The organism is Burkholderia sp. S171, assembly GCF_009766085.1.
In the GTDB taxonomy this organism is placed as follows: Bacteria; Pseudomonadota; Gammaproteobacteria; order Burkholderiales; family Burkholderiaceae; genus Caballeronia.
The window spans coordinates 1-22,551 of the sequence record NZ_LMUF01000047.1; the positions used below are offsets into that span (position 1 = coordinate 1).

General features: G+C 61.1%; 21 protein-coding genes. 11 read left to right on the forward strand and 10 right to left on the reverse strand.

Annotated elements, in window-relative coordinates; genetic code table 11:
• Positions 1-225 precede the first annotated feature (225 nt).
• Positions 226-1,539: an MFS transporter gene (locus GSQ93_RS25245; RefSeq protein WP_158938379.1), complete on the reverse strand. Its 1,314-nt coding sequence runs from the start codon at positions 1,537-1,539 to the stop codon at positions 226-228.
• 191 nt (positions 1,540-1,730) lie between these two features.
• On the opposite strand from GSQ93_RS25245, the gene GSQ93_RS25250 reads away from it, so the two are divergent.
• The 10 genes from GSQ93_RS25250 to GSQ93_RS25295 all read left to right on the forward strand — a co-directional run bounded on the left by GSQ93_RS25250 (position 1,731) and on the right by GSQ93_RS25295 (position 9,672).
• Complete coding sequence (locus tag GSQ93_RS25250) at positions 1,731-2,471, forward strand: GntR family transcriptional regulator (RefSeq protein WP_158938380.1); 741 nt, start codon at positions 1,731-1,733, stop codon at positions 2,469-2,471.
• Positions 2,472-2,517: 46 nt separating this feature from the next.
• The gene (mdcA, locus tag GSQ93_RS25255; protein ID WP_158938381.1) at positions 2,518-4,194 is read left to right on the forward strand and encodes a malonate decarboxylase subunit alpha; all 1,677 of its coding nucleotides are present in this window, start codon (positions 2,518-2,520) and stop codon (positions 4,192-4,194) included.
• A gap of 4 nt (positions 4,195-4,198) precedes the next feature.
• Positions 4,199-5,056: a triphosphoribosyl-dephospho-CoA synthase gene (locus tag GSQ93_RS25260; RefSeq protein ID WP_158938382.1), complete on the forward strand. Its 858-nt coding sequence runs from the start codon at positions 4,199-4,201 to the stop codon at positions 5,054-5,056.
• Positions 5,057-5,071: 15 nt separating this feature from the next.
• Complete coding sequence (locus tag GSQ93_RS25265) at positions 5,072-5,374, forward strand: malonate decarboxylase subunit delta (RefSeq protein ID WP_062086412.1); 303 nt, start codon at positions 5,072-5,074, stop codon at positions 5,372-5,374.
• Positions 5,371-6,216, forward strand: a complete 846-nt coding sequence (locus GSQ93_RS25270; protein WP_158938383.1) for a biotin-independent malonate decarboxylase subunit beta — start codon at positions 5,371-5,373, stop codon at positions 6,214-6,216. Before GSQ93_RS25265 ends, GSQ93_RS25270 begins: the two co-directional genes overlap by 4 nt.
• Positions 6,216-7,052, forward strand: coding sequence for a biotin-independent malonate decarboxylase subunit gamma (gene mdcE / locus GSQ93_RS25275; protein ID WP_158938384.1), 837 nt, complete (start codon positions 6,216-6,218; stop codon positions 7,050-7,052). The genes GSQ93_RS25270 and mdcE overlap by 1 nt, the downstream gene beginning before the upstream one ends.
• Positions 7,037-7,678 carry a malonate decarboxylase holo-ACP synthase gene (locus GSQ93_RS25280; RefSeq protein WP_158938385.1) on the forward strand — a complete coding sequence of 214 codons (642 nt, stop codon included), beginning with the start codon at positions 7,037-7,039 and terminating at the stop codon, positions 7,676-7,678. Before mdcE ends, GSQ93_RS25280 begins: the two co-directional genes overlap by 16 nt.
• On the forward strand, positions 7,675-8,604 hold the full coding sequence (mdcH, locus tag GSQ93_RS25285; RefSeq protein ID WP_158938386.1) for a malonate decarboxylase subunit epsilon: 930 nt from the start codon (positions 7,675-7,677) through the stop codon (positions 8,602-8,604). Before GSQ93_RS25280 ends, mdcH begins: the two co-directional genes overlap by 4 nt.
• A 142-nt stretch (positions 8,605-8,746) precedes the next feature.
• Complete coding sequence (locus GSQ93_RS25290) at positions 8,747-9,466, forward strand: DeoR/GlpR family DNA-binding transcription regulator (protein ID WP_158938387.1); 720 nt, start codon at positions 8,747-8,749, stop codon at positions 9,464-9,466.
• Positions 9,463-9,672, forward strand: a complete 210-nt coding sequence (locus GSQ93_RS25295; protein WP_216857670.1) for a type II toxin-antitoxin system HicB family antitoxin — start codon at positions 9,463-9,465, stop codon at positions 9,670-9,672. Before GSQ93_RS25290 ends, GSQ93_RS25295 begins: the two co-directional genes overlap by 4 nt.
• Before the next feature lie 79 nt (positions 9,673-9,751).
• Here GSQ93_RS25295 and GSQ93_RS25300 read toward each other — a convergent pair whose 3' ends face one another.
• From GSQ93_RS25300 to deoC, 8 genes are all read right to left on the reverse strand, one after another.
• On the reverse strand, positions 9,752-10,825 hold the full coding sequence (locus GSQ93_RS25300) for an ABC transporter permease (protein WP_158938388.1): 1,074 nt from the start codon (positions 10,823-10,825) through the stop codon (positions 9,752-9,754).
• A complete protein-coding gene (locus GSQ93_RS25305; protein WP_158938389.1) occupies positions 10,822-12,351 on the reverse strand; it encodes a sugar ABC transporter ATP-binding protein in 1,530 nt (509 codons plus the stop codon). The genes GSQ93_RS25300 and GSQ93_RS25305 overlap by 4 nt, the downstream gene beginning before the upstream one ends.
• Positions 12,352-12,427: 76 nt before the next feature.
• A complete protein-coding gene (locus GSQ93_RS25310) occupies positions 12,428-13,432 on the reverse strand; it encodes an autoinducer 2 ABC transporter substrate-binding protein (protein ID WP_158938390.1) in 1,005 nt (334 codons plus the stop codon).
• A gap of 75 nt (positions 13,433-13,507) precedes the next feature.
• Positions 13,508-14,542, reverse strand: a complete 1,035-nt coding sequence (locus GSQ93_RS25315; protein ID WP_158938391.1) for an ABC transporter permease — start codon at positions 14,540-14,542, stop codon at positions 13,508-13,510.
• 15 nt (positions 14,543-14,557) lie between these two features.
• Positions 14,558-15,517, reverse strand: coding sequence for a ribokinase (rbsK, locus tag GSQ93_RS25320; RefSeq protein ID WP_158938392.1), 960 nt, complete (start codon positions 15,515-15,517; stop codon positions 14,558-14,560).
• Positions 15,514-15,999 (reverse strand): RbsD/FucU family protein, encoded by a 486-nt coding sequence (locus tag GSQ93_RS25325; protein WP_158938393.1) that lies wholly within the window; start codon positions 15,997-15,999, stop codon positions 15,514-15,516. The genes rbsK and GSQ93_RS25325 overlap by 4 nt, the downstream gene beginning before the upstream one ends.
• Positions 16,000-16,082: 83 nt before the next feature.
• Entirely contained in the window at positions 16,083-18,476 is a 2,394-nt protein-coding gene (locus tag GSQ93_RS25330) for an aldehyde dehydrogenase family protein (RefSeq protein ID WP_158938394.1), read from the reverse strand.
• Positions 18,477-18,523: 47 nt separating this feature from the next.
• The gene (gene deoC, locus GSQ93_RS25335; protein WP_158938395.1) at positions 18,524-19,537 is read right to left on the reverse strand and encodes a deoxyribose-phosphate aldolase; all 1,014 of its coding nucleotides are present in this window, start codon (positions 19,535-19,537) and stop codon (positions 18,524-18,526) included.
• A gap of 225 nt (positions 19,538-19,762) precedes the next feature.
• Here deoC and GSQ93_RS25340 point away from each other — a divergent pair, with 225 nt between their 5' ends.
• On the forward strand, positions 19,763-21,316 hold the full coding sequence (locus GSQ93_RS25340) for a sensor histidine kinase (RefSeq protein ID WP_158938396.1): 1,554 nt from the start codon (positions 19,763-19,765) through the stop codon (positions 21,314-21,316).
• 42 nt (positions 21,317-21,358) lie between these two features.
• Here GSQ93_RS25340 and GSQ93_RS25345 read toward each other — a convergent pair whose 3' ends face one another.
• On the reverse strand, positions 21,359-22,507 hold the full coding sequence (locus tag GSQ93_RS25345) for a CaiB/BaiF CoA-transferase family protein (protein ID WP_158938397.1): 1,149 nt from the start codon (positions 22,505-22,507) through the stop codon (positions 21,359-21,361).
• Between the last annotated feature and the right edge of the window lie 44 nt (positions 22,508-22,551).

Genomic DNA, 22,551 nt, shown 5'->3' on the forward strand with positions numbered 1-22,551 from the left:
TTGCAGCGCTACATCGAATATGAATGAAATTAAAACCTGAACAACACCGCTTGACACGGAAAGTCATATCAGAAATGACGGGCGCCACGCACAGTGGCTAATAGTGATAAAGAGAAAATCCGACTCATGCAGACCACTAACGCTGAGAGCAGCAACCCGGCATAGACCCCGACCGCTGCTCCCAAACCCGCCACCCTAACCCCCCGTCCACCACCGCGAGCGACCTTAACTTGGCAAATCCTGCCCCTTCGTTTCCGGCGCGAACGGAATCACCGCCAGCCCGATCACAAACGCAATGGCAGTCAACGCAATCGGCACGCCGAGCGTCTTCATATGCAGCACCATCGCGCCGATCCCGAAGTTCACGATGGCCCCGAAGAAGCGTCCTATCGAAGTACAGAACGCAAACGCCGTCGCGCGAACTCGAGTCTCGAACTGCTCCGGCAGCCAAAGACTGAACAACGCAAAATTGCCGCCGAAGAAACCGAGCACCACCAACAAAGCGATGAACGGCACCAGCCCATTCTCCAGATAAAACGCCCAGCCGAACGCCAGTGCAATCGACACCGCCATCCCGACAAAGTACACCGCGAGCGTGAGTTTGCGGCCAATGCGCTCGGCCAGGGGCGGCAACGCGAGACACCCAATAATCGTGCCGATGGACAGTAAACCCGTCGCAATCGATGCAGTCTTGGATGCATCCGCCTTCGTCATGCCAGCCTTCGTTGCAAGCTGAATGACCGCCGACGGTTCATACACCGCGCCCGCCCACAGTCCAATAATCGCAACCGTCAACAACACGGTCGCAACAATAGTGCGCTGCCGGTATTGCGGCGAGAAGATCGCTCGCAACGAGCTTGCCTGCTTGACCTTGACCACCGTCGCTTCAACCTTTTGCCACTTCTCGGTTTCCTTCACGCGCAGCAGCACGACAATGGAGACGATCACCGGGACAATTCCGACCAGGAACATCGCGCGCCAGCCGAAGGTCGCGCCGATCGTATAGTTCAGTGCGGCGGCCATGAAGAAGCCCGCGTAATACCCCGTCTGGAGATACCCCGCGCCCATCTTGCGACGATCCTCCGGCCACGCTTCCGCCACGTAGGTCCCGGCCAGCGCCCACTCCCCGCCGATCCCCACGCCCGCAAGAAAGCGGTAGATGCCCAGCTCCCAAACAGTATGTGAAGTTGCGGCAAGACCGGTAAAGATCGCGAAAGTGAAGATGGTCGCAGCGAGCACCTTGGTGCGTCCGAAACGGTCGGCAAGCGGCCCCCAAATGAACGACAGCCCCCAACCCACCAGGAACAGCGCGAACAGGATCGAGCCGGCCAGCCCGACATTCGCGGGCGTGGCTGCGTAGCCGGACTTCGGCAGCAACTCAGTCAGCGCGGGCGCCAGCACCAGTGCATAGATGAACGAGTCCATGCCATCGAGCGTCCATCCGGCCCAGGCACCCCAGAAGCCTACGATCTGTGTCCGGTTCAGTGGCGTGCGCGTGCGCCGGGTGGCGCCTATCGAACGTTCCAGCGTGCTTGGCATGACTGTCTTCCTGATAGGTGTAAACCTGTATGTGCCTGATATGAACGACGCGCTCTGTTGGCAAAATCCGGGCGTCTGCGCTTGAGCACCGGGTTTGCGTTACAAGCCCTAAAAGTGCATTTTCATATATAATATTTGAAAACGAGCTGTTGACCACTCCGCACTTGTACCTAGCTTCGGTAGAAAAAAGCATGAAAAACGAGCTGAATCCCCTGTTTCGCGAAGCGCAATTCGAGCCACGCCAGAGCACGTCGCGTTATATAGCGGACGCGTTACGCTCAGCGATCGTGGAAGGCACCCTGCTGCCGGGCGAGCCGCTGCGCCAAGACGCAATTGCCAAGCAGTTCTCTGTCAGCGCCATTCCGGTGCGTGAGGCGTTCAGGCAACTGGACAGCGAGGGCTGGGTCACCATCGAGCAGAATCGCGGTGCGTCGGTCAGCCTGCAATCGCCCGATGAAGCCCGTGAGATCTACGAAATCCGCGCGTCGCTGGAGAGTCTGGCGATTGGTATTGCGATCGAACGTCATACCGAGGCAACGCTGGCCGAGGCGCGCCAATTGCTAGAGGCCGCGGCCAACGAACAGGATCAGGCGCTCTATGTAGTACGCAATGAGCAGTTCCACATGAGCCTGTACGCGCCCGCCGAGCGCCCTCACCTGATGGAGCTGATTGGTACGATGCATCGGCGGGGCGAGCGTTATCTGCGGCTCAAGTTCGGCATGCCCACGTTCAAGGGGCAGTCCGACGCCGAGCACGAAGCCATTCTCGACGCACTGCATGCACGCGATACCGAAGCCGCGCAAACGCTGGTCGCCCGCCATCTGCTCGCGACGGGCGAACTGGTTTATCGTTTTCTCCACGACGCGCAAATGCAGGCGCAAGCCACGCAGCCGAAGAAGCGCCGCCGTCCTTCCACTTCACGGTCAGACTAAGCGCTGATTTCGTTTCGCTGATCCTGCTCAACACTGAGGCCCCCGCATGAATCCTCCCGCACAAGCCGGCATCAACCCAGCACCGCGCCAGTGGAACACGCGTGCGCTGGAAAAGGCCCGGCGCCTGAAGGCTATCGAAGGCTGGCTCGACAACGGCGTGCTCAAGGCAGAGCGCATTGTCGACGCCCTCGAAACACTGATTCAATCCGGCGATCGTGTTGCGCTGGAAGGCAACAACCAGAAGCAAGCCGACTTCCTCTCGCGCGCGTTCGCGAAGCTCGATCCGTCGCGCGTGCATGACGTTCATCTGTTGATATCCAGCATCAGCCGGCCCGAGCATCTGACGTTGTTCGAACGTGGCATCGCGCGCAAAGTGGACTTCTCGTTTGCGGGGCCGCAGAGCCTGCGCGTCGCGCAGTTGCTCGAAGACGGGCAGCTCGAGATTGGTGCGATCTATACGTATATAGAACTGTATGCGCGCATGTTCATCGACCTGACGCCGCAAGTCGCGCTGGTCTGCGCAGTGCAGGCCGATCGCCACGGCAATTTGTATACGGGTCCGAACACCGAGGACACGCCGACTATTGTGGAGGCGACCGCGTTCCGTCATGGCATCGTGGTGGCGCAGGTGAACGAGATCGTCGATGAACTGCCGCGTGTCGATATCCCCGGCTCGTGGGTCGATGTCGTCGTGCAGGCTGACCGGCCGTTTGCGGTCGAACCGCTGTTCACACGCGATCCGCGTCATATCGGCGAGCTGCAGATTCTCATGGCGATGATGACCATCCGCGGCATCTACGAGCGTTATGGCGTGAAGGCGTTGAACCACGGCATTGGCTTCGACACCGCCGCGATCGAATTGCTGCTGCCGACGTATGGCGCAGCGCATGGGCTGAAGGGCAAGATCTGCACGCACTGGGCGCTCAATCCGCACCCCACGCTGATCCCCGCTATCGAAAGCGGCTGGGTGGAAAGCGTGCATTGCTTCGGCAGCGAAGTGGGCATGGAGGATTACATCGAAGCACGCTCGGATGTGTTTTTCACCGGCCGCGACGGTAGCCTTCGATCCAACCGCGTGTTGTGCCAGCTCGCGGGTCAATATGGCGTGGATCTGTTTATCGGCTCGACGTTGCAGATGGACGCCGACGCGAATTCATCGACTGTCACGCTCGGTCGCCTCGCCGGATTCGGCGGTGCGCCGAACATGGGACACGATCCGCGCGGGCGCCGTCATTCGAGCGAAGCATGGTTGAAGTTAATGAAAAACGATGGGCCGAACAGCGATATCGGACGCGGGCACAAGCTCGTCGTGCAAACCGCCGAGACCTTCAAGAAGGGCGGTGAGCCGACCATTGTCGATGCACTCGATGCCATCGCTGTCGGCAAGCAAAGCAACATGCCGATAGCCCCGGTCATGATCTACGGCGACGACGTCAGCCATGTCGTGACCGAAGAAGGAATCGCTTATCTGCACGCCGCAGAAGGCGTGGAAGAGCGGCGCGCGGCGTTGCGCGCCGTTGCGGGGGTGACGCCCATCGGCATGCGCGCCGACCCCGTCAAGACGGCGGAATTGCGGCGGCGTGGCATTGTTGCGTACCCGGAAGACCTGGGCATCCGGTGCGGCGAAGCGAAGCGCTCGTTACTGGCGGCACGGAGTATCGACGATCTGGTCGCGTGGTCTGGCGGGCTGTATCAGCCGCCGGCAAAATTTCGCGGCTGGTGATGCGATGGCTTGCACTCAACCTGTTTTTATCGATGTCGCTTGCGCTCCGTCAACGCTCGCGGATCTCGCGGTTGCAGCGCTGATCGATGAAGCGTGTCTCACGCCGAAACCTGCGCTGGTGGACCGTCGCGGCAGCGGTGCGCATCGTGATCTCGATCTGGACACCATGCTGCGTTCGGCGCGTTCGCTGCGGCCGACTTTTCTCGCGCTGGCGCGCGCAGCGGTTGATCAAAAACCTTCGCAACGGTTGCGTGAACAACTTGCGCGTATCGGCCGTGAAGGTGAAGTGGCGATGCTGCGGGCAACGAATGGCAGCAATGCGCATCGCGGGGCGATCTGGATTGTTGGCTTGTTATGCGCAGCCGCCGCAATGCGTCCGTTGGGTGAGCCCTTCGAACTCTGCGCGCAAGCGGCAGTCATTGCCCGTTTCGAGGACCGTTTCGCACCGGCACCGAACGCGATGAGTAACGGTGCGCGTGTTATTCAGCGCTTCGGTGTGGCTGGCGCACGCGGTCAGGCGGTGGAAGGTTTTCCGCACGTGCAGGAAGCCGGCCTGCCCGCGCTGCATCGCTCACGTGTAAACGGCGCGACCGAAGACGAGGCACGGCTCGACGCACTGCTGGCCATCATCGCAACGCTCGACGATACCTGCTTGCTACATCGCGGCGGCCAAGTCGCGCTTGAGGCAGCGCAGGCCGGCGCGCGCGATGCACTGCAAGCCGGCGGCGCAGCACGACCGCAAGGCCGCGCCGCACTCGCCCGCCTCGACCAACGCCTGACCGAATTGAACGCATCTCCCGGAGGCGCGGCGGACTTGCTGGCCGCTACCCTCTTCCTCGATACCCTGCCGCGCGTCGGCTGACGCGGAGAACACGTCATGGAAAACTTGCGCTACGAATATCCCGCCACCCGCCCCGTGCCGCAACGCGCGCATGTGGGCGTGGTCGGCTCGGGCGACCTGGAGATCCTGCTGTCGCCGTCCGAGAGCCAACACGCGGAAGTCGTGATCCGCACGAGCGTGGACGGTTATGAACACGTGTGGAAAAGCGTGCTGGACCGTTTCTTCTCGCGCTATGACGGCGCCGCACGCCTCGAACTCAACGACTTCGGCGCAACGCCCGGGGTCGTCATGCTGCGGCTCGCCGAAGCAGTGGAAGCGAGCGAAGGAGACGCATCATGAGCGGCCACGATACCTTCATTGCACAGCATAGTTTTATTGAACTGACCGCGCGTGAACGTGCCCGTGCGTTGCTCGATGCCGGCACCTTCCGCGAGTTGATCGGACCGTTCGACCGGCTCGAATCGCCGTGGCTCGCCATGCAGAATGTGGTCTGTCAGGCCGATGACGGCGCGGTCATTGCACGCGGTACGCTTGGCGGCGAAGCGGCGGTCATCGCGGCGATCGAGCCTGCTTTCCAGGGCGGGAGTATTGGCGAAGTGTCCGGTGCGAAGATCGCGGCGGCGCTTGAAATGGCCGTGCGCGAATTCGAAGCAGGCCGCAAGATCCTCCCAGTCATCCTGTTCGAAACCGGCGGTGTCCGACTGCAAGAAGCGAATCTCGGTCTCGCGGTGATTGCGGAGATTCAGGCGGGAATAGTCGCATTGCGGCGGTACGTGCCGGTGGTCGGCGTGATCGGCGGCATGGTTGGCTGCTTCGGCGGGATGTCGCTGGCAGCAGCGTTGTGCACCCGGCTGATCATGACTCGGCAAGCACGGCTCGGGATGAACGGACCCGAAGTCATTGAACAGGAAGCGGGCGTAGAAGAACTCGATTCACACGACCGGCGCCTCATCTGGTCGATGATCGGCGGCGAACAACGTGCGGCCGTGGGCTTGGTCGACACCCTCGTGGAAGACGATACGGATCAGGTTCTTGACGCCGTGCTCAGCGCGTTCAAAAGCGGTGTGCCGGCGAGCCATCGGACAGAACAGGTCGATGCACAACTTGAACGGCTTGCGCGCGTAGACCCATCGGCGATCGATCCCGATGTGTTGCGAACGCTTTGGCAAGGAGAGGTTTGATGAGCGCATCACGTGGGCAAATCTGGTTCGACGCATTGACGTCGAACGCGTCGAATGAAGGGGCGGCTTCGGGCAACAAAGGCCAAGAAGGCCCGATCCGCAGCGCCGATGCACCGCTTGGCAACACGACCGCAAGTTTCATCACCATCGTTCCTGATCCGCATAACCGCTTTCCGCGTGCGACCGATAACGTGGTCGGCCTCGAACAAGGCTGGTTGCTCGCGCGCGCCGTACGCAATGTCATGGATGCGGACCGCGATGCTTCGGTGAAGCGTCCAATCGTGGCTATCGTCGATGTGAAAAGTCAGGCGTATGGTCGTCGCGAAGAACTGCTGGGCGTCCATCTCGCGTGCGCGGCCGGCGTCGATGCTTATGCGAGCGCGCGGCTCGCGGGTCATCCTGTGATCGCGTTGATTGTCGGCCCGGCGATGTCCGGCGCGTTCCTCGCGCATGGTTATCAGGCGAACCGGATCATCGCGTTGGATGCGGACGGCATCGCCGTGCATGCCATGGGCAAGGAAGCGGCCGCACGAGTCACGCGCCGTAGTGTTGAAGGACTCGATGAACTCGGCGACCGCGTGTTGCCGATGTCGTACAAGATGAGCGCTTACGCGAAGCTGGGGCTGCTGCATGAACTGATCGCCGGCATCAATGCAGATGCGCCCGGGCGCGAAGATATCGACCGTGTGCAGTCTTCGTTGATCGCTGCTATTGACGATGCACGGAAGGGTCCGCGCGATCTCTCATCGCGGTTGCAATCGGCTGAGGCGAAGCAAATTCGCGCGGCTTCAATAGAGGTCCGCAAGCGCATGGCGGAGCAATGGGACGCGTCGTGAATTCGCACGACCTGTTGCAACTCGCGCCGGGGACGCTTGATTTCTCCGATGCCCCGGCATGGGTCGCAGCATCGCTGAAACGCGCACCGTTCGTGGTGGTTCGACGGGCGATGTCGGTGAGCGGGTTGATCGCGGTTGGCATTCGTGGCGAAATACGCAGCGAGCGTTTCGGCTCGTGGCTTGATCCGCGTTATGTTGAGCGGGTCGTTGAGCCGGAAGCGCTTCTTGCGAACTCAAAGCCCTCAATGACACGCGCAAAGTTGCCCACGTTTGCATTGCTGCAAGCAATCGCGCCGATCTGCAATGCGACCGGCTACATTTGGGGACCTACCGGCAGCGTCGGCTTTGAACTCGCCAGCGGATATCCTACGGTCACGCAAACAAGTGACCTCGACCTTCTGATGCGTGCGCCGGACCCTCTAGACCGCACCACGGCGAAAGCCTTGTTCGATACCCTCTCCCAAGCCGCGCTCGACCACAGCACGCGCATCGATATGCAAATCCAGACGCTCGACGGCGCGTTCTCGCTGGCCGAATATGCGCATCCTGGCGCACGCGTGATGCTGCGGTGCGCCGATGGCCCGAAGCTCGTCGCCGATCCATGGCAGACGAGTCAAGCGGCATGATCGCGTTCCTCTTCCCCGGTCAGGGCTCACAATTCGCGGGCTTTTTGCACACGCTTGGCGGCGCGACGCCGCACGCGCGCATTGGTGAAACCATCAAAGAGGCGTCCGATGTACTGCATACGGACGTGCTCTCGCTCGATCACGCCGACGCGTTGACTTCAACCGTCGCCGTGCAGATCAGCTTGCTTGTTGCGGGCGTGGCTACCGTGCGAGCGCTGCGCGATGAAGGCATCGAGCCGGATGCGGTAGCGGGTTTATCGGTGGGCGCGTATGGCGCGGCGGTTGCGTGCAATGCCCTATCTTTCGGCGACGCCTTGAGGCTGTTGTACCTTCGCGCGCAATTGATGGAGCGGGCCTATCCGCAGGGCTACGGCATGCTCGCGGTCTCCGGTCTTAGCGAGCGTGAGCTTGAGGCGGTGATCGCGACTGCCCCTACGCAGGCCGCTTACATTGCGAATTTGAATGCTCCGCGACAGATCGTAGTGGCAGGCGCCGACGCCGATCTCGACCGAGTGCGTGCACGCGCGCTCGAAGCGGGCGCGCGCAAAGCCGAGCGGTTGACAGTCAGCGTGCCGTCCCACTGCGTACTTCTCGACGATGCCGCTCGCGAACTCACCGAAGCCGCGACCCAGATCGCATTGCATGCGCCGACGATTTCCTACATCAGCAATCGCGGCGCACGGCCTTTGCGCCAGGCTGACGCGATCCGTACCGACCTCGCGACGAACCTGCGATATCCCGTTCGCTGGCACGACTCCACTATCGTGCTGGGCGAACTTGGAGCACGCGTGTTCGTTGAAATGCCGCCGGGGCGCACGCTGACCCAACTCGCGGAAGACGCGCTGCCGGGAATCGCCAAAGTTGCGATAGAACAGACCTCGATTGCATCGGCCGCCGCGCTGATCCGCGCCCGCGCCGCCGGATAGTCCCGGGTTCATCCACCCGCCATTGCAAAGCGTTTTCCCCGATCACTTTTCGAGGGTTCGCTTGTTATAATCATTTCATCTAGCGAGCAAAATCTAACAACCACATTTACGACGTGCACCTTGCGTCCACTGTCCTCAGCGAATGACCAAAAGCGATCGTCTGCGTGTTCTTGCCGATGCTTTGCGTGAGCAAAGTGTGATGCGTCTTCGCGATGCGGCGACCTTGCTCGATGTATCGGAAATGACGGTCCGCCGCGACATAGCGTCGAGTCCGGGGACGTTTACTTATCTTGGCGGTTATATCGTTCGCGCTTCGGATGTCCCGAACGGCGCGGGTTATACGATCGATGAAGAGAAGGATCATTTTGCCCAGGCCAAGGCGGAGGCATCGGCGGTGGCCGCGCGGCTGCTTTCTGACAACGAGACCATCTTCATCGATTGCGGGACGACGCTGACCACATTGGCGCGGCTCATTCCGGCTGACATGCATTTAACCGTGCTGTGTTATTCGCTGAACGTGGCCGAGATTTTGCGACGCAAGGCCAATGTGCGGATGATTTTATTGGGCGGCGTTTATGCGCCCTCGTCGGATTCATTTTCCAGCGATGAAAGTATCGAGACGTTGCGGCGGATGGGGATCAACAAGGCGTTTATTTCGGCCGGCGGGGTGGATGAAGCGCGGGGCGTGACGTGTTGGAACTTTCACGAGGTCGCGATCAAACAGGCTGCGATGGAAAGCGCGGTTGAACGGCATCTGGTGGTCGATGCCAGCAAGTTGGGGAAGGTTAAGGCGGTGCGGTTTTCGCAATTGGATCAGTTTAATTCGCTGATTACGGAGAAGGGGATGGAGATTCGGAAGTGAGCAAAACCACGGATAACTTGAACAACGGCGGCCATCTCGCAGTGGCCACTTATGACCCCGATACGGACATGCTGCGCGGCGAATTTCTTGGTTTGAACGGAGGCGCGGACTTCTACGCCAGCGACATTCCCTCGCTCAAGACCGAAGGCGCCAAGTCGTTGGCCGCATTCCTCGATGTCTGCAAAGAGAACGGTATCGACCCTTAGCTTCACGGACGCGCGGTTGGCCCGGCAAACTTTCCGGGCGATTCAATCAACGACCGCCCGTAAGCGAAACCAACCACCCCTACGCCGCCCGCCTCCCCAGCGCGAACAACGTCCCCGCCACCAGAATAAACGCCCCGATAATCACCTTCTGCCAGGTACTCGGTACACCGATCAGAATCAAGACGCTGTTGATCAACGTAACCAGCACCACGCCCAACAACGTCCCTACCACCGTCCCCGTCCCACCGGTAATCCTGGCGCCGCCAAGAATCACCGCCGCAATCACATCCAGTTCAGTCCCAACCAGATCAAACGGATTCGCCAGCCGATTCGTCGATACATGCAGAATCCCGGCAATCCCCGCCAGCATCCCGGTGTATCCAAACACGAACAGATGAATGGCCCGCAGGTTATAACCAAGCCGCTCGGCGATCGGCAAACTGCCGCCCATCGCGTACACACCGCGCCCCATCATCGTCCGGTTGAGCAGCCACCACGTCACGCCCGCAGCAAGAAAAAGCGCAATGACCGAGACCGGCAACACCGCCCGAAGCCCATCGTTCGTGTGATAGAAAAATAGCGGCAACTGGCCGAAGCTATCCATGCTATGCGGGATATTCATGAAAAACTGCGTACCTACAAACGTCAGCAGCAACCCACGATACAAATACTGCGTGCCAATGGTCACAATCAACGAAGGCGCTTTCAGCCGATGCACCAGCACGCCATTGATCAATCCAAGCAACACGCCGCCCACCGCGCCGCAAACCAGAATCACAAAAAACGGCGCGTCAGGCCACCAGGCAAACACGGCCTTGGTGATCGAATACATCGTAAAAGCGGCAATCGCAGTAAAGGACACATCGATACCACCCGATGCCAGCACAACCAGCGTCCCCAGCGCAAATAACGATACTGTCGTGCCCGAATGCAGCAAATCGAAGAGCGTCGCGAACTGGAAGAAGCGCGGATTCAACGTGCCCACCACCAGGCACGTTACAAGAATCAGTCCGAGCGTGAACCATTCAGGATTGCGCATCAATCGCCCAATAAAACTGGGCCGCTGCACCTGCGGCGCAACCTCTGCCAATGCCGGCTTTAGCGCGGAAGCGCCTTGCGATGTCTGAGCAACGCGATGAAGTGACTCGCTCATGCTGCCTCTGAAAGTAAAGCGTGATAAAGATCGGCTTCCGTCAATTGCCCCGCACGATATTCGTTCGAGACACGCCCCTTCTTCATCATCAGGATTCGGTCGCAGTTCTGCAGCAACTCAGGCAAGTCATCGCTGATCAAAATGATGCCAATACCCTGCTCAGCCAAGCGCTGCATGATGCGGTAAATAATGTCCTTCGATCCCACATCCACGCCCACCGTCGGACCGTGCAGGATCAAGACGCGTGGATCAATAGCAAGCCATCGGCCGATCAACACGCGTTGCTGGTTGCCACCCGATAGCGACTGAACCGGTTTATCGACGTCAGGCGTCGCGATCTGCAACTCCTTCACGGTGCGCTCGGCAAGCTCGCGCGCGCGCTTCCGGTCAACCTGTCCAAAGCGATCGCGCAAACTCGATATCATCGCGGTGATGACGTTGTCGCGAATGGATTTATCGAGGAAAAGCCCTTCGTTCAAGCGGTCTTCAGGCACATAGCCTATGCGTTGCCACTTTGCATCGGACGGTGTTTTAAGCCGCACGATGGAACCATCCAGCGTCACCGTGCCGCTATCCGCCGGCGCGACACCTGCCAATGCCCGCGCCAATTCATTGCGCCCGGAGTCGAGCAAACCCGTCACGCCAAGAATCTCTCCGCGATGCAGCGAGAACGTGACATCGGCGAACTGGCGCGACCGCGACAGCGCCTTCACATCCAGCACGATCTCGTGGCCGTCCATGACTTCAGCCTGCCGATATCGCTCGTTCGATAACTGCTTACCTGTCATCAACTCGCCAATCTGCGCCTTCGTATAATTCTCGATCGGCCCTTGCGCCATCTTCTGACCATCGCGCAGCACGATCACTTCACCGCCGATCGCATAGCACTCATCCAGCTTGTGACTCACGAACAGCACGGCGACGCCGTCAGCGCGCAGCTTCGCCAGCACCGCGATCAGGTTATCGACTTCCTTTTGCGTGAGCGACGTGGTCGGCTCATCCATGATGACGAACTTCGCCTCGCTCGCAATCGCACGCGCGATAGCCACGAGTTGCCGCGTCGCCAGCGGCAACTGCTCGACGAGCGTCGCCTGAAAATCGGCATCGCCGGGCAAGCCCACCGCTTCCAAAGCACGTGCTGCAGTACGAGCCAGCGCACGGCGATCGAAGGTCCGCGCAAGCCGCCCCGCATGCGCGGCGAGTTCGGACGTCAAAGCCACATTCTCTGCCACACTCATGTTGGGCAGCAGCGAAAGATCCTGATACACGGTCTCGATACCCGCCGACAACGCCTCGAGCGGCGCAAGCCGCGAGTGCCTTACGCCTTCGATCACAAGCTCGCCCTGATCGGGCGGCTGCGCGCCGGAGATGATCTTGATCAGCGTGCTCTTGCCACAGCCGTTCTCGCCGAGCAGGTGATAGATCTGCCCGCGCTGGAACGAAAGGCTCACGCCACGCAGCGCATACACGCCTGTAAAACGCTTGTGGATATCGACGACTTCGAGAAGCGGCGCTGTACTCATCATTGAACCTTCTACCCTTTCAACTTCCTGAAGACAGCGCGCACGGCAGCCGTGCGCGCTTTACTGCTCTCGCAAAAAATCAGAACGGATACTGCTTGTAGTTGGTCTTGTCGACGTCGACCCAGCCGGTGCCGCGCACGATAATGCCCTTGCCCGGACCCTTGGTGACCGTGACCTTGTTATAACCAACCAGACCCAGGTCCGCACCGTTCTCCACCGTCTTGCCATCGATCAGCATTTTCGCGATCTTGTTCATCGCGATACCGGCGAGCTTCGGATCCCAGAACGCAATGCCGTTGATCGCACCGCTCTCGAGGAACTTGCCGGCTTCCGTCGGCAGGCCCGTGCCGTACACGCAGATCTTGCCAATCTTGCCGGCCTCTTCCACCGCGCGCCCGATGCCGATCACATCCAGCGATGACGACCCTTGGAAACCGGTCAGGTCCGGGTGCTTGCGCAGCACTTCTTTCGCAACTTGGTAGGCACGTTCGCCATCGTTATTGGTTTCAAGCTTCGGCTCGACCAGATCCATCTTCGGGTACTTCTGCTTCGCATTGCCGATACCGCCATCCGCCCACTGAACCTGCGAGCGGCTGCCGAGCGAGCCGACCAGCACCGCCCATTTGCCCTGATCGCCCATGCACTTCGCAAGCCGTTCATTCAGGCCTGCGCCATACGCGGTGTTGTCGAAAGCTTCGATGTCGACCATCGTGTTCTTCTCGTTGTCGGCTTCATGCGTGACGACCTTGATGCCGCGATCCATCGCTTTTTTCAGCGCCGGCTCAAGCGTGGGCGGATCGTAGGGAACGACCGCGATCGCCGTGACTTTCTTCGCGATCAGGTCTTCGATGATCTTCAGTTGTTGCGCAGCGTCCGCGCGTCCCGGTCCGGTCTGATACGCGTTCACGCCGGGGTTGTCCTTGGCGAATTCCTTCACGCCGTCGTCCATCCGGTTGAACCAGTTGATACCCGTGACCTTGACCACCGTGACGATGGTTTGATCGGTCGCGGCCTGCGCGACAGCAATAGCTCCGGCCGCAAGCGTGACAGCGGTGAGCGCGATGGCGATTCGATTGAGTTTCATGCGTTGTCTCCGTTATGGTTTGTCTGTGATGCACATGAGGTGAAGTTTTGAAGCCGGGAAAGCTTGGTTTTTGGGTCACGCTGCCGGTGGTTTTGGCACCTTCGAAATGGGTGCAGCGCCGCCGAGGCCGAAGATGGCCCGCACGCGCTCTCCACCCGCCAGCGCCAGCGATGCCAGCAACAGGAAGCCCCACGCACAGTCGCCAAAGAACTGCGAAACGCCCAGCAAGTTGAACAAGCTCGACAAGAACTGGAGCACGGTCGCGGCCAGAAAAACGCAGGTGATCCGGCCATAACCGCCCGCCGGATTCACGCCGCCCATCACCGCAATCAGGATCGCGATCAGCAAGTACGAGTTGCCGTAGTCCCACTTCGCGCTCGACGTATGCGACGCGCTGATGAGCCCGGCGAGCGACGCGAGCACGCCGCACATGCCGTACGTCAGGATCAGCATGCGGTCGCGCGGAATGCCGGCATAGAACGCGGCTTTCGGATTCGTGCCCATCAGATAGAGCCGCAAACCGAACGGCGTGCGCTTCAACACCCAGCCGAGCAGCAACACCGTGACCGCGAAAATCCACAGCGAGATAGGCACTTGCAGAAAGGTGCCGTTACCGATGTCGGAGAGGGCATCGACGTATTCCACCCGTACCGATGCACCGTTGCTCAACACCACGGCGATGCCGGTAAAAAGCAACGATGTACCGAGCGTGCAGAGAATCGGCGTGAGTTTCAGGCGCGCAATAATCACGCCGTTCATCAGGCCGCCAATGGCGCCGAGCATCACGGTAATCATGCAGAACACGGCTGTGTAAAGCGACGGCGAGTTATCGGCGGAAACGAGCATCGGCAGCAATTGCGCGGCGACCATGCCGGACAGGTTCGCGAGCGCGACACCCGACAAGTCGATACCGCCGTTACCCGACACCATCGAGAGCATGATGCCGAGCGCGAGCAGGCCCAGTTCGGGCAACTGGCTGCCCATGGACTGGAGATTGTCGATATCGACGAACTGGCCGTGCGATAACGCCGTCGCGACTAGCACGACCAGCAAGTTCACCGCGACCAGGAAGTTCAGTTGCCGGTCGGCGAGCCATTTCGATGGGTTCATCGAGCGCTCCTCCGTTCAGGATTGGTGGGCCGACGCGCTGCCGGACTTCACAGGTTCACCAAGAAGCACCGCTTCAATTTCAGCGAGCGTCGGCATTGAAGGCGCGGTGCCGGGACGCGTGACCGACAAGCTCGCCAACGCACAACCAAAACGCACGGCGTTCAACGGACTTTCGCCGCGTGCAAGCGCTGCAGCGAAGCCGCCGGTGAAGCCATCGCCCGCGCCTGCAGTCTCGACCACGCGACCGCAATTGAAGGCCGGCACCAGCACCGATTGTTCCGGCGTATGCAGCAACGCGCCCGCTTCGCCCAGCGTCACGATCACGGCGCGCACGCCCTTTCCTAGCAGGACATCGGCGGCGCGGCGGGCGTCATCGACTGACGCAACCTTGATACCGGTCAGCGCCGTTGCTTCGGTTTCGTTCGGCGTGATGTAGTCGCAAAGGGGGAAGATGTCGTCGTCGAGCGGTAGCGCCGGCGCCGGATTGAACACGGTCGTCACGCCGTGACGGCGCGCAAGTTCAAGTCCACGTCGCGCAGCAGGAACCGGTTGTTCAAGCTGCGTGACGAACACGGCGGCGGTCGCAATATCGGCTTCTATCGCTTCGACATCTTCGGGGCACAAGCGTCCGGCCGCACCCGCCGCAACGATGATCGCGTTGCCGCCGGTGGCGTCGTCGACGAAGATATGCGCCGCGCCTGTTGCCACGCCATCCGTCGTTATTGCGCGCGCTGTGATGCCTTCAGCGGCCCATGTCGAGCGTGCGATGTCGCCGAACGCATCGGCGCCGAGGCGTGTGCAAAAGATTACGTCGGCACCGGCGCGTGCTGCTGCTACCGCCTGGTTCGATCCTTTACCGCCCGGCCCCATCGCAAACGCCGATCCGGCGATAGTCTCGCCAAGCAGCGGCATACGCTCGGCGCGGAACGTGAGATCCGTCACGTAGATGCCGAGGATGACGACGCTGCGGTTCATCGCGCGCTCTCCGAATCTGAAGCGGCCGGTGCATCGGGCGCGAGGTTCACGCCCTTCTTGAAGATGAAGCAACCATACCCGCGCGCTTCACCTGTCGCGATCACGCAATACGCTTGCTTGGCACGTTCATAAAACGCGAAACGTTCGATGGAAGCAAAGGGCGTCGCGCGTCCTTCGGCGGCATCCACTTCGGTTTGCGCTTCGCGTTGCACGGCGGGAAGCGCGTTGGCATCGCCGACGACTTCCATGCGCTCGGCCGGATGATCGACGAAACTATCCAGCGGCAACACTGACAACACCGCGCGGATCGCACGCGGCGCATTCACGCCGTCGAGCCGAAGCACATGGCCAAGCACCGTTTGGCGCGCGACGGAATCGGCCGGAAAATTGGCGTCGCAGATCACGACTTCATCGCCGTGTCCCATTGCGCACAGCGCGTGCAGGACGTCGGCGTTCAGCAGCGGATCGAGGTTCTTCAGCATTACGTCTCCTTCATGTTGAGCGTGCCTCGCTGTGTTGCGAGGTCATCGCTCATGATTCTATTTGAACCCGTAGCTTCTAACGTTTAGTCACCGTACGGGATCCAGATGTTTTTCACTTGCACAGCTTGACGCAGGAACGGCAGGCCTTCGCTTGAAGCATCGAACCAGTCGAACACGCGGCCGTAGTCAACGAACGTGCGCTTCAGATTGCCCACCGATTCGCGCTCTGTCAGCGTCGATAAATCCGCTCCGCCGAAGCACCACAATGCATCGACATCGTCATGTTTTGCCAGAGTCGATGCCAGCGCCCGACGCTCACCGGTGACAATGTTCAACGCGCCCGCAGGCACATCCGATGTCTCTACCACTTGGTAGAAATCGGTCGCCATCATCGGGCACGTTTCGCTCGGCACCGCGACTACGCGATTCCCCAGCGCAAGCGCCGGTGCAATCAACGAAATGAGTCCCAGCAGCGGCGCTTCGTCCGGGCACACCACGCCGATCACGCCGAGGGGCTCATGCATCGCCAACGCGACGCCTCTTAGCGGCGGCGAATGCACCGCGCCATCGAACTTGTCGGCCCACGCGCCGTAGGTGAACAAACGCGTGATCGATGCTTCGACTTCACGCTCGGCCTCGGCCGCAGACACGCCGGTTCGCGCCACGAGTTGCTTCTTGAATTCGTCCGCTCGCGCCGACAGGTTTTCCGCGAGGTAATACAGCACCTGAGCGCGGTTATGGGTGCTGGCTTGCGACCACTTTTCAGCGCTGCGTGCAGCGGCTACGGCGTTACGTACGTCCTTGCGATTACCCTCGCCGACTTCACCAACGATCGCCCCCGACGGCGCATGCACAAGCCGCGAGTAACCGCTGTCCGGCCGAACCTGCTTGCCGCCGATAAACAGCTTCGCGGTACGGTCGAGCGCGCTGACGTTATTCGTGTCGCCTTCAAAAGCGGAAGGCTGCGCAACTCGCTCGCCAGGCGCGGAGCGAACGGCCAGCTTAGTCCACGCACGCGGCTTCAGATACTCGTAAATCCCCTCGCGTCCGCCCTCACGCCCGAAGCCCGATTCGCGATACCCGCCGAAGCCGACACCGGCATCGAAGAGATTGGTCGCGTTGATCCAGACCACGCCGCATTGCAGGCGCGGCGCGATATCCAGCGCACGACCAATCGTCTCGCTCCACACGCTCGCGGCCAGCCCATAGCGTGAATGATTCGCCAGCGCGACCGCTTCGTCAGGCGTGCGAAAGCTCATTGTCACCAGCACTGGCCCGAAGATTTCTTCTTGCGCGAGCGTGGACGCGGGTGCAACGTTCGTCACCAACGTGGGCGGATAAAACGCGCCTTGCTCCGGCATGCGCATGCCTTTGGGCTGATGAATCTCGCAGCCTTCCTGAACACCGCGCTCGATGAGCGAACGAATGCGTTCAAGTTGCACCGTATCAACGATCGCGCCCAGATCGATGCCCTTGTCAAGCGACGTCCCGACGCGCAGCGTGTCCATGCGGCGTTTCAATTTATCGATAAAGCGCTTCTCCACGCCTTCCTGCACCAGCAGCCGCGAACCTGCGCAGCAGACCTGGCCCTGGTTGAACCAGATTGCATCGACGACACCTTCCACGGCGCTGTCGAGATCGGCGTCGTCGAATACGATGAACGGCGACTTGCCGCCGAGTTCAAGCGTGAGCGACTTACCCGAGCCGGCCGTGGCCACGCGAATCTGCCGGCCCACTTCCGTCGATCCGGTGAACGCAATCTTCGCCACGCGCGGATGGTCGACCAGCGCAGCGCCGGTGCGACCGTCGCCGGTGACTACGTTCAGCACACCTTTGGGCAAGCCTGCACGCGCTGCCAGTTCAGCGAACAACAGCGCGGTCAGCGGGGTGTATTCGGCGGGCTTCAACACCACGCAATTACCCAGCGCGAGCGCCGGTGCGATCTTCCACGAGAGCATCAGCAGCGGGAAATTCCAAGGCACGATCTGGCCGATCACCCCCAGCGGCGCCCAGTCTGTGAACTCGCGATCCTGCAACTGCGCCCAGCCCGCGTGATGCAGGAAGTGCCGCGCCACAAGCGGGATATCGATGTCACGCGACTCGCGGATCGGCTTGCCGTTATCCAGCGATTCGAGCACGGAAAACAAGCGTGCATGCCGCTGCACCATGCGCGAAAGCGCATACAAATGCCGTGCGCGACCCGCACCGCCCAGCGCTTGCCACGCGGGCAACGCACGATGCGCGGCGTCGACCGCTGCGTCGATATCCGCCTGATCGCCCTGCGCGATGCTCGCGATCACGCGCCCGGTCGCGGGTTCCAGCGAGTCGAATTGCTCACCCGCCAGAGGCGCGCGAAAAGCGCCATCGATGAAATGACCAAAGCCGGTCGCGTGTTGATCCAGCCAGGCGCGCGCGGCGCCGTCGTCTTCCGGTGCAGGTCCGTAATCCATCGAGTTGAAGTAGTCGGCTACGCTCATGGGGAGCTCGTGTAAGAGATGATGCTGTGCTGACTTAGGTAGCCAGATCAAGCAACCGGATGTCGATGGAAAGCCGAATAGCGGCCGGTGACGTGATGCTCGAGTTGCCGTTCGATATCGGCGAGCAGACTCGATGCGCCAATGCGGAACAACTCGGGTTCGAGCCACTCGCGGCCGAGCTCTTCCTTCATCAGGATCTGGTATTCGAGCACCGACTTGGCGGTGGACACGCCGCCCGCTGGTTTGAAGCCGATCATCACGCCGGTCCGTTCAAGGTAGTCGCGAATCATGCGCACCATCACGAGCGAGACGTCGAGCGTGGCGTTGACGCCTTCCTTGCCGGTGGACGTCTTGATGAAATCGGCACCGGCCATCATGCAGACCATGGACGCCTTGGCGATATTCGAGAGCGTGCGGATGTCGCCGGTGGCAAGAATCGCTTTGATATGCGCCGCGCCGCACGCCGCGCGAAAGTCGCGCATTTCGTCGTAGAGCGCTTGCCAGTTGCCGGTGAGCACATGTTCACGCGTGACGACGATATCGATTTCCGCCGCGCCGTCTTTCACCGACGCCTCGATCTCCTTCAACTTCAGCGGATGCGGGATCAGGCCGGCGGGAAAGCCGGTAGAAACGGCCGCGACCGGGATGCCGCTACCGGCAAGCGCTGCAACTGCTGTGCCGACGAAGCGGTGATACACGCACACCGCGCCAGTCTTGATGGAGCCGGGCGGCATGCCGAGCGACTCGAGCAGGTCGTCGCGAATCGGACGACGTGCTTTGGCGCAGAGGCGCTCGACGCGGGCGGCGGTATCGTCGCCGTTGAGAGTGGTCAGGTCGATGCAAGTGACGGCTTTGAGCAGCCAGGCGGCTTGGGCATCTTTTTTAACGGCGCGGCGCGTGCCTAGCGTACTGATTCGCCGGGCGACTGCTGACTGGTTGACCCGCAGGCTGTCTAGCCAAGAGAGGTCCAGCGGCACGCCAGGATTGCGTTGCTGCTGCTCAGGATGGAAGAGCGGTTTGCCGCGCAATGGGACAACAGGTTGGGAAGCAACATCGAGCATGAGCATGGCCGGTTGTGCAGCGCACAACATTTTCCGGTTAATCGATGCATTATTCTAACACCTTGTTGTTACGATTATAACATTCGGGATTATACCGAGAGAGGTCGTTCGTAGCTGAACGCTGCGTCCAAATCTGTAGCCTTTTAATCTCCACGGTTAGAATTGACCCCTAAGCACCAATCGCCGGAAGAATGCGTAGGCGACACCGCGGTCAAGGAGAACCCGATGGATGCATTGCCACCCGAAGAAACGATCCGCAGTGCCGTCGACCGGTCCGTAAGCCGCTTGCGCATGCAACACGAGATCGCCGTGCAATTCGCGACGTCCGTGCTGCGCGTACACAGCGCCAACGTGCTCCTCGATGAAGCCTGCAAAGCCGTATCGGCTGGACTGCACTCACGCTTCGCCAAGGTGCTGCGCTATCAACCCGAAAGCGAAACCTTCGTGCTGGAAGCGGGCGTTGGCTGGGACGCGGCAGACATTGGCACCACGGAACTCGGCGCCGACGACGCCAGTCCCGCCGGCCACGCATTCGTCAGCGGACGCCCGGTGTTATCGAATCACCTGGGCACCGAGCATCGCTTCCGCACGCCCGATCTGCTGGCGCGGCACGGCATCAAGCGCGCCATCAACGTCCCCATTCGCGGCATTCCCGAAACCTTCGGCGTGCTCGAAGCCGATAGCTCCGACGACGAAGACTTCAGCGAAACCGACATCGTTTTCCTGGAAGCGATCGCGAACGTCATCTCCATGAGCCGCGAACGGCTGGCCGCGGAATCGCAAACCGGCGCCGACGAACTGTTCTCCACCAGCGTGCTGAACGCGAGCACCGACTGCATCCAGGTGCTGTCGCTGGATGGTGGTATCGAATTCATGAACGACAACGGCCTAGCCGCGCTGAGCATCGACGACTTCGCGGAGGTCGGCGGGACAACGTGCGCCGACCTGTGGCCCGACGATCAACGCCTGAAAGTCCAGCAGGCATTGGCAAAATCTGCGGCGGGTGAACCGGTCCGGTTCGAAGGTCCCTGCCCGACCCGCAGCGGCGATGCCCGCTGGTGGGATGTATCGGTGGCACCTATTCTCGATACCGATGAGCGCGTGAAGCGCATCGTGCTGACCATGCGCGATGTCACCGAGCGGCACGAGAACGAGGAAAAACTCGCCGCGCTGGTAACGAGCCAGGAGACGTTGCTTGGCAATTCGGCGCTGATGATGAAAGAGGTCCATCACCGGGTTCGCAACAGTCTTCAGCTTGTGCAGACGCTGCTCGCGCTCCAGGCGAATCTTGCCGGCGATAAATCCGTTGCCACGCATTTGCAGGCGGCAGCCACGCGCGTGCGCACGGTGGGTTCGGTGCATCACCGGCTCTATCAGGACGATGGCGCGGAAGCCACGGACGCCACCAGTTACTTGCGTGGCTTGACGGCCGATCTGGCTGAACTGGCGGCGGGGCGAGAGGTATCGCTGGAAGGAGAGTCGATCGTGCTGCCCGCCGCGCGGCTCGCGCCGCTCGGGCTGGTGACGGCGGAGCTTGTAACCAACGCGCTCAAGTACGGACGCGGGACGGTGCGCGTGAAGCTGGAACGTTCCGACAATGCCGTGCTGCTGACCGTGGAGGACGAGGGAGACGGCTTTCCCATCGACTTCCCGAAACCGCAGGGTACGGGGCTTGGCATGCGGCTTGTGACTACGTATGCCGGCAAGGGCGCAGGCTCGGTGACCGTCGACAGGTCGGTGCCGTTCAGCCGGATTGTGGTGCGGTTTCCGGCGGGGTGAGTGCGCTTGCGCAAGGCTCTCCCTCTTGAAAGTGCGGCCCCCTTACACCACCTTCTTTTCCCGCAACCTCCCAATCAACTCGCCCGGCACGTTCCAGTCCCGCAGGATCGTGTCTGTATCCTGCCCTGGACTCGAGGGCGGTGAACTCACCTCCGGCACCGTGCGGCTAAAGCGCGGCGCCGGAGCCGGTTGCGTCACCCCGTCCACGTTAATAAACGTCCCACGCGTCCGGTTATGCGCATGCTCCGGCGCCTCATCCATATCGAGCACGGGCGCAAAGCAGACATCCGTGCCTTCCATCAACTCGCACCACGCCTGTCGCGGTTTTGTCGCGAACACGGCCGCTATTTTCGTCTTCAGCGACGGCCATTGCGCGCGGTCCATCTGGCTGTCAAAAGCTACATCGTCGATATCGCAGAGCTTCAACAGCAACGCATAGAACTGCGGTTCGATCGCCCCAACCGACACGAATTTGCCATCCGCGCAGGCGTAGGTAGTGTAGAAATGCGCGCCGCCGGCAAGCATGCTCGAGCCTCGCTCGCCCGCCCACGCACCAAACGCCTTGTAACCGTAGATCATCGCGCCCAGGAGCGCGGAGCCTTCGACCATCGCGGCATCGATCACCTGGCCCTTGCCCGACCCGCGCGCTTCCAGCAGCGCGCACAACACGCCGAACGCGAGCATCATGCCGCCACCGCCAAAGTCACCGACCAGATTCAGCGGCGGCACCGGCGGCGCATCGCTGCGGCCAATCTCGTGCAGCATCCCGCTCATCGCGATGTAATTCAGATCGTGCCCTGCCGTCTTGGCCAGCGGACCATCCTGCCCCCAACCCGTGACACGGCCGTACACAAGCTTCGAATTGCGTTCCAGGCACACGTCCGGCCCGAGGCCAAGCCGTTCCATCACACCAGGGCGAAAACCTTCGATCAGCGCATCGGCCTGAGCAACAAGATGCAGCGCCAGCTCGCGTCCTTCCGGTTGCTTGAGATCCAGCGCGAGCGAGCGGCGTCCACGCGCCATCACATCGAATCTCGTGCCTTGCATGGGATACGGCGTAGCGCCGCCAGTCGGCTGACGATCTATGCGGATCACTTCCGCCCCCATGTCGGCGAGCATCATGGCGGCGAACGGACACGGCCCGAGCCCGACCATCTCGACCACGCGAATCCCCTTGAGCGGCCCGCTCATCGCGACGTCCCACGCGATAAACAATCCCGGCTCGGCGACAGATA

Excerpts from the sequence above, each read along its gene's own strand:
- GSQ93_RS25245 (WP_158938379.1), bottom strand. The coding sequence starts at position 1,539 with ATGCCAAGCACGCTGGAACGTTCGATAGGCGCCACCCGGCGCACGCGC.
- GSQ93_RS25250 (WP_158938380.1), top strand. The coding sequence starts at position 1,731 with ATGAAAAACGAGCTGAATCCCCTGTTTCGCGAAGCGCAATTCGAGCCA.
- mdcA (WP_158938381.1), top strand. The coding sequence starts at position 2,518 with ATGAATCCTCCCGCACAAGCCGGCATCAACCCAGCACCGCGCCAGTGG.
- GSQ93_RS25260 (WP_158938382.1), top strand. The coding sequence starts at position 4,199 with ATGGCTTGCACTCAACCTGTTTTTATCGATGTCGCTTGCGCTCCGTCA.
- GSQ93_RS25265 (WP_062086412.1), top strand. The coding sequence starts at position 5,072 with ATGGAAAACTTGCGCTACGAATATCCCGCCACCCGCCCCGTGCCGCAA.
- GSQ93_RS25270 (WP_158938383.1), top strand. The coding sequence starts at position 5,371 with ATGAGCGGCCACGATACCTTCATTGCACAGCATAGTTTTATTGAACTG.
- mdcE (WP_158938384.1), top strand. The coding sequence starts at position 6,216 with ATGAGCGCATCACGTGGGCAAATCTGGTTCGACGCATTGACGTCGAAC.
- GSQ93_RS25280 (WP_158938385.1), top strand. The coding sequence starts at position 7,037 with ATGGGACGCGTCGTGAATTCGCACGACCTGTTGCAACTCGCGCCGGGG.
- mdcH (WP_158938386.1), top strand. The coding sequence starts at position 7,675 with ATGATCGCGTTCCTCTTCCCCGGTCAGGGCTCACAATTCGCGGGCTTT.
- GSQ93_RS25290 (WP_158938387.1), top strand. The coding sequence starts at position 8,747 with ATGACCAAAAGCGATCGTCTGCGTGTTCTTGCCGATGCTTTGCGTGAG.
- GSQ93_RS25300 (WP_158938388.1), bottom strand. The coding sequence starts at position 10,825 with ATGAGCGAGTCACTTCATCGCGTTGCTCAGACATCGCAAGGCGCTTCC.
- GSQ93_RS25305 (WP_158938389.1), bottom strand. The coding sequence starts at position 12,351 with ATGATGAGTACAGCGCCGCTTCTCGAAGTCGTCGATATCCACAAGCGT.
- GSQ93_RS25310 (WP_158938390.1), bottom strand. The coding sequence starts at position 13,432 with ATGAAACTCAATCGAATCGCCATCGCGCTCACCGCTGTCACGCTTGCG.
- GSQ93_RS25315 (WP_158938391.1), bottom strand. The coding sequence starts at position 14,542 with ATGAACCCATCGAAATGGCTCGCCGACCGGCAACTGAACTTCCTGGTC.
- rbsK (WP_158938392.1), bottom strand. The coding sequence starts at position 15,517 with ATGAACCGCAGCGTCGTCATCCTCGGCATCTACGTGACGGATCTCACG.
- GSQ93_RS25325 (WP_158938393.1), bottom strand. The coding sequence starts at position 15,999 with ATGCTGAAGAACCTCGATCCGCTGCTGAACGCCGACGTCCTGCACGCG.
- GSQ93_RS25330 (WP_158938394.1), bottom strand. The coding sequence starts at position 18,476 with ATGAGCGTAGCCGACTACTTCAACTCGATGGATTACGGACCTGCACCG.
- deoC (WP_158938395.1), bottom strand. The coding sequence starts at position 19,537 with ATGCTCGATGTTGCTTCCCAACCTGTTGTCCCATTGCGCGGCAAACCG.
- GSQ93_RS25340 (WP_158938396.1), top strand. The coding sequence starts at position 19,763 with ATGGATGCATTGCCACCCGAAGAAACGATCCGCAGTGCCGTCGACCGG.
- GSQ93_RS25345 (WP_158938397.1), bottom strand. The coding sequence starts at position 22,507 with ATGAGCGGGCCGCTCAAGGGGATTCGCGTGGTCGAGATGGTCGGGCTC.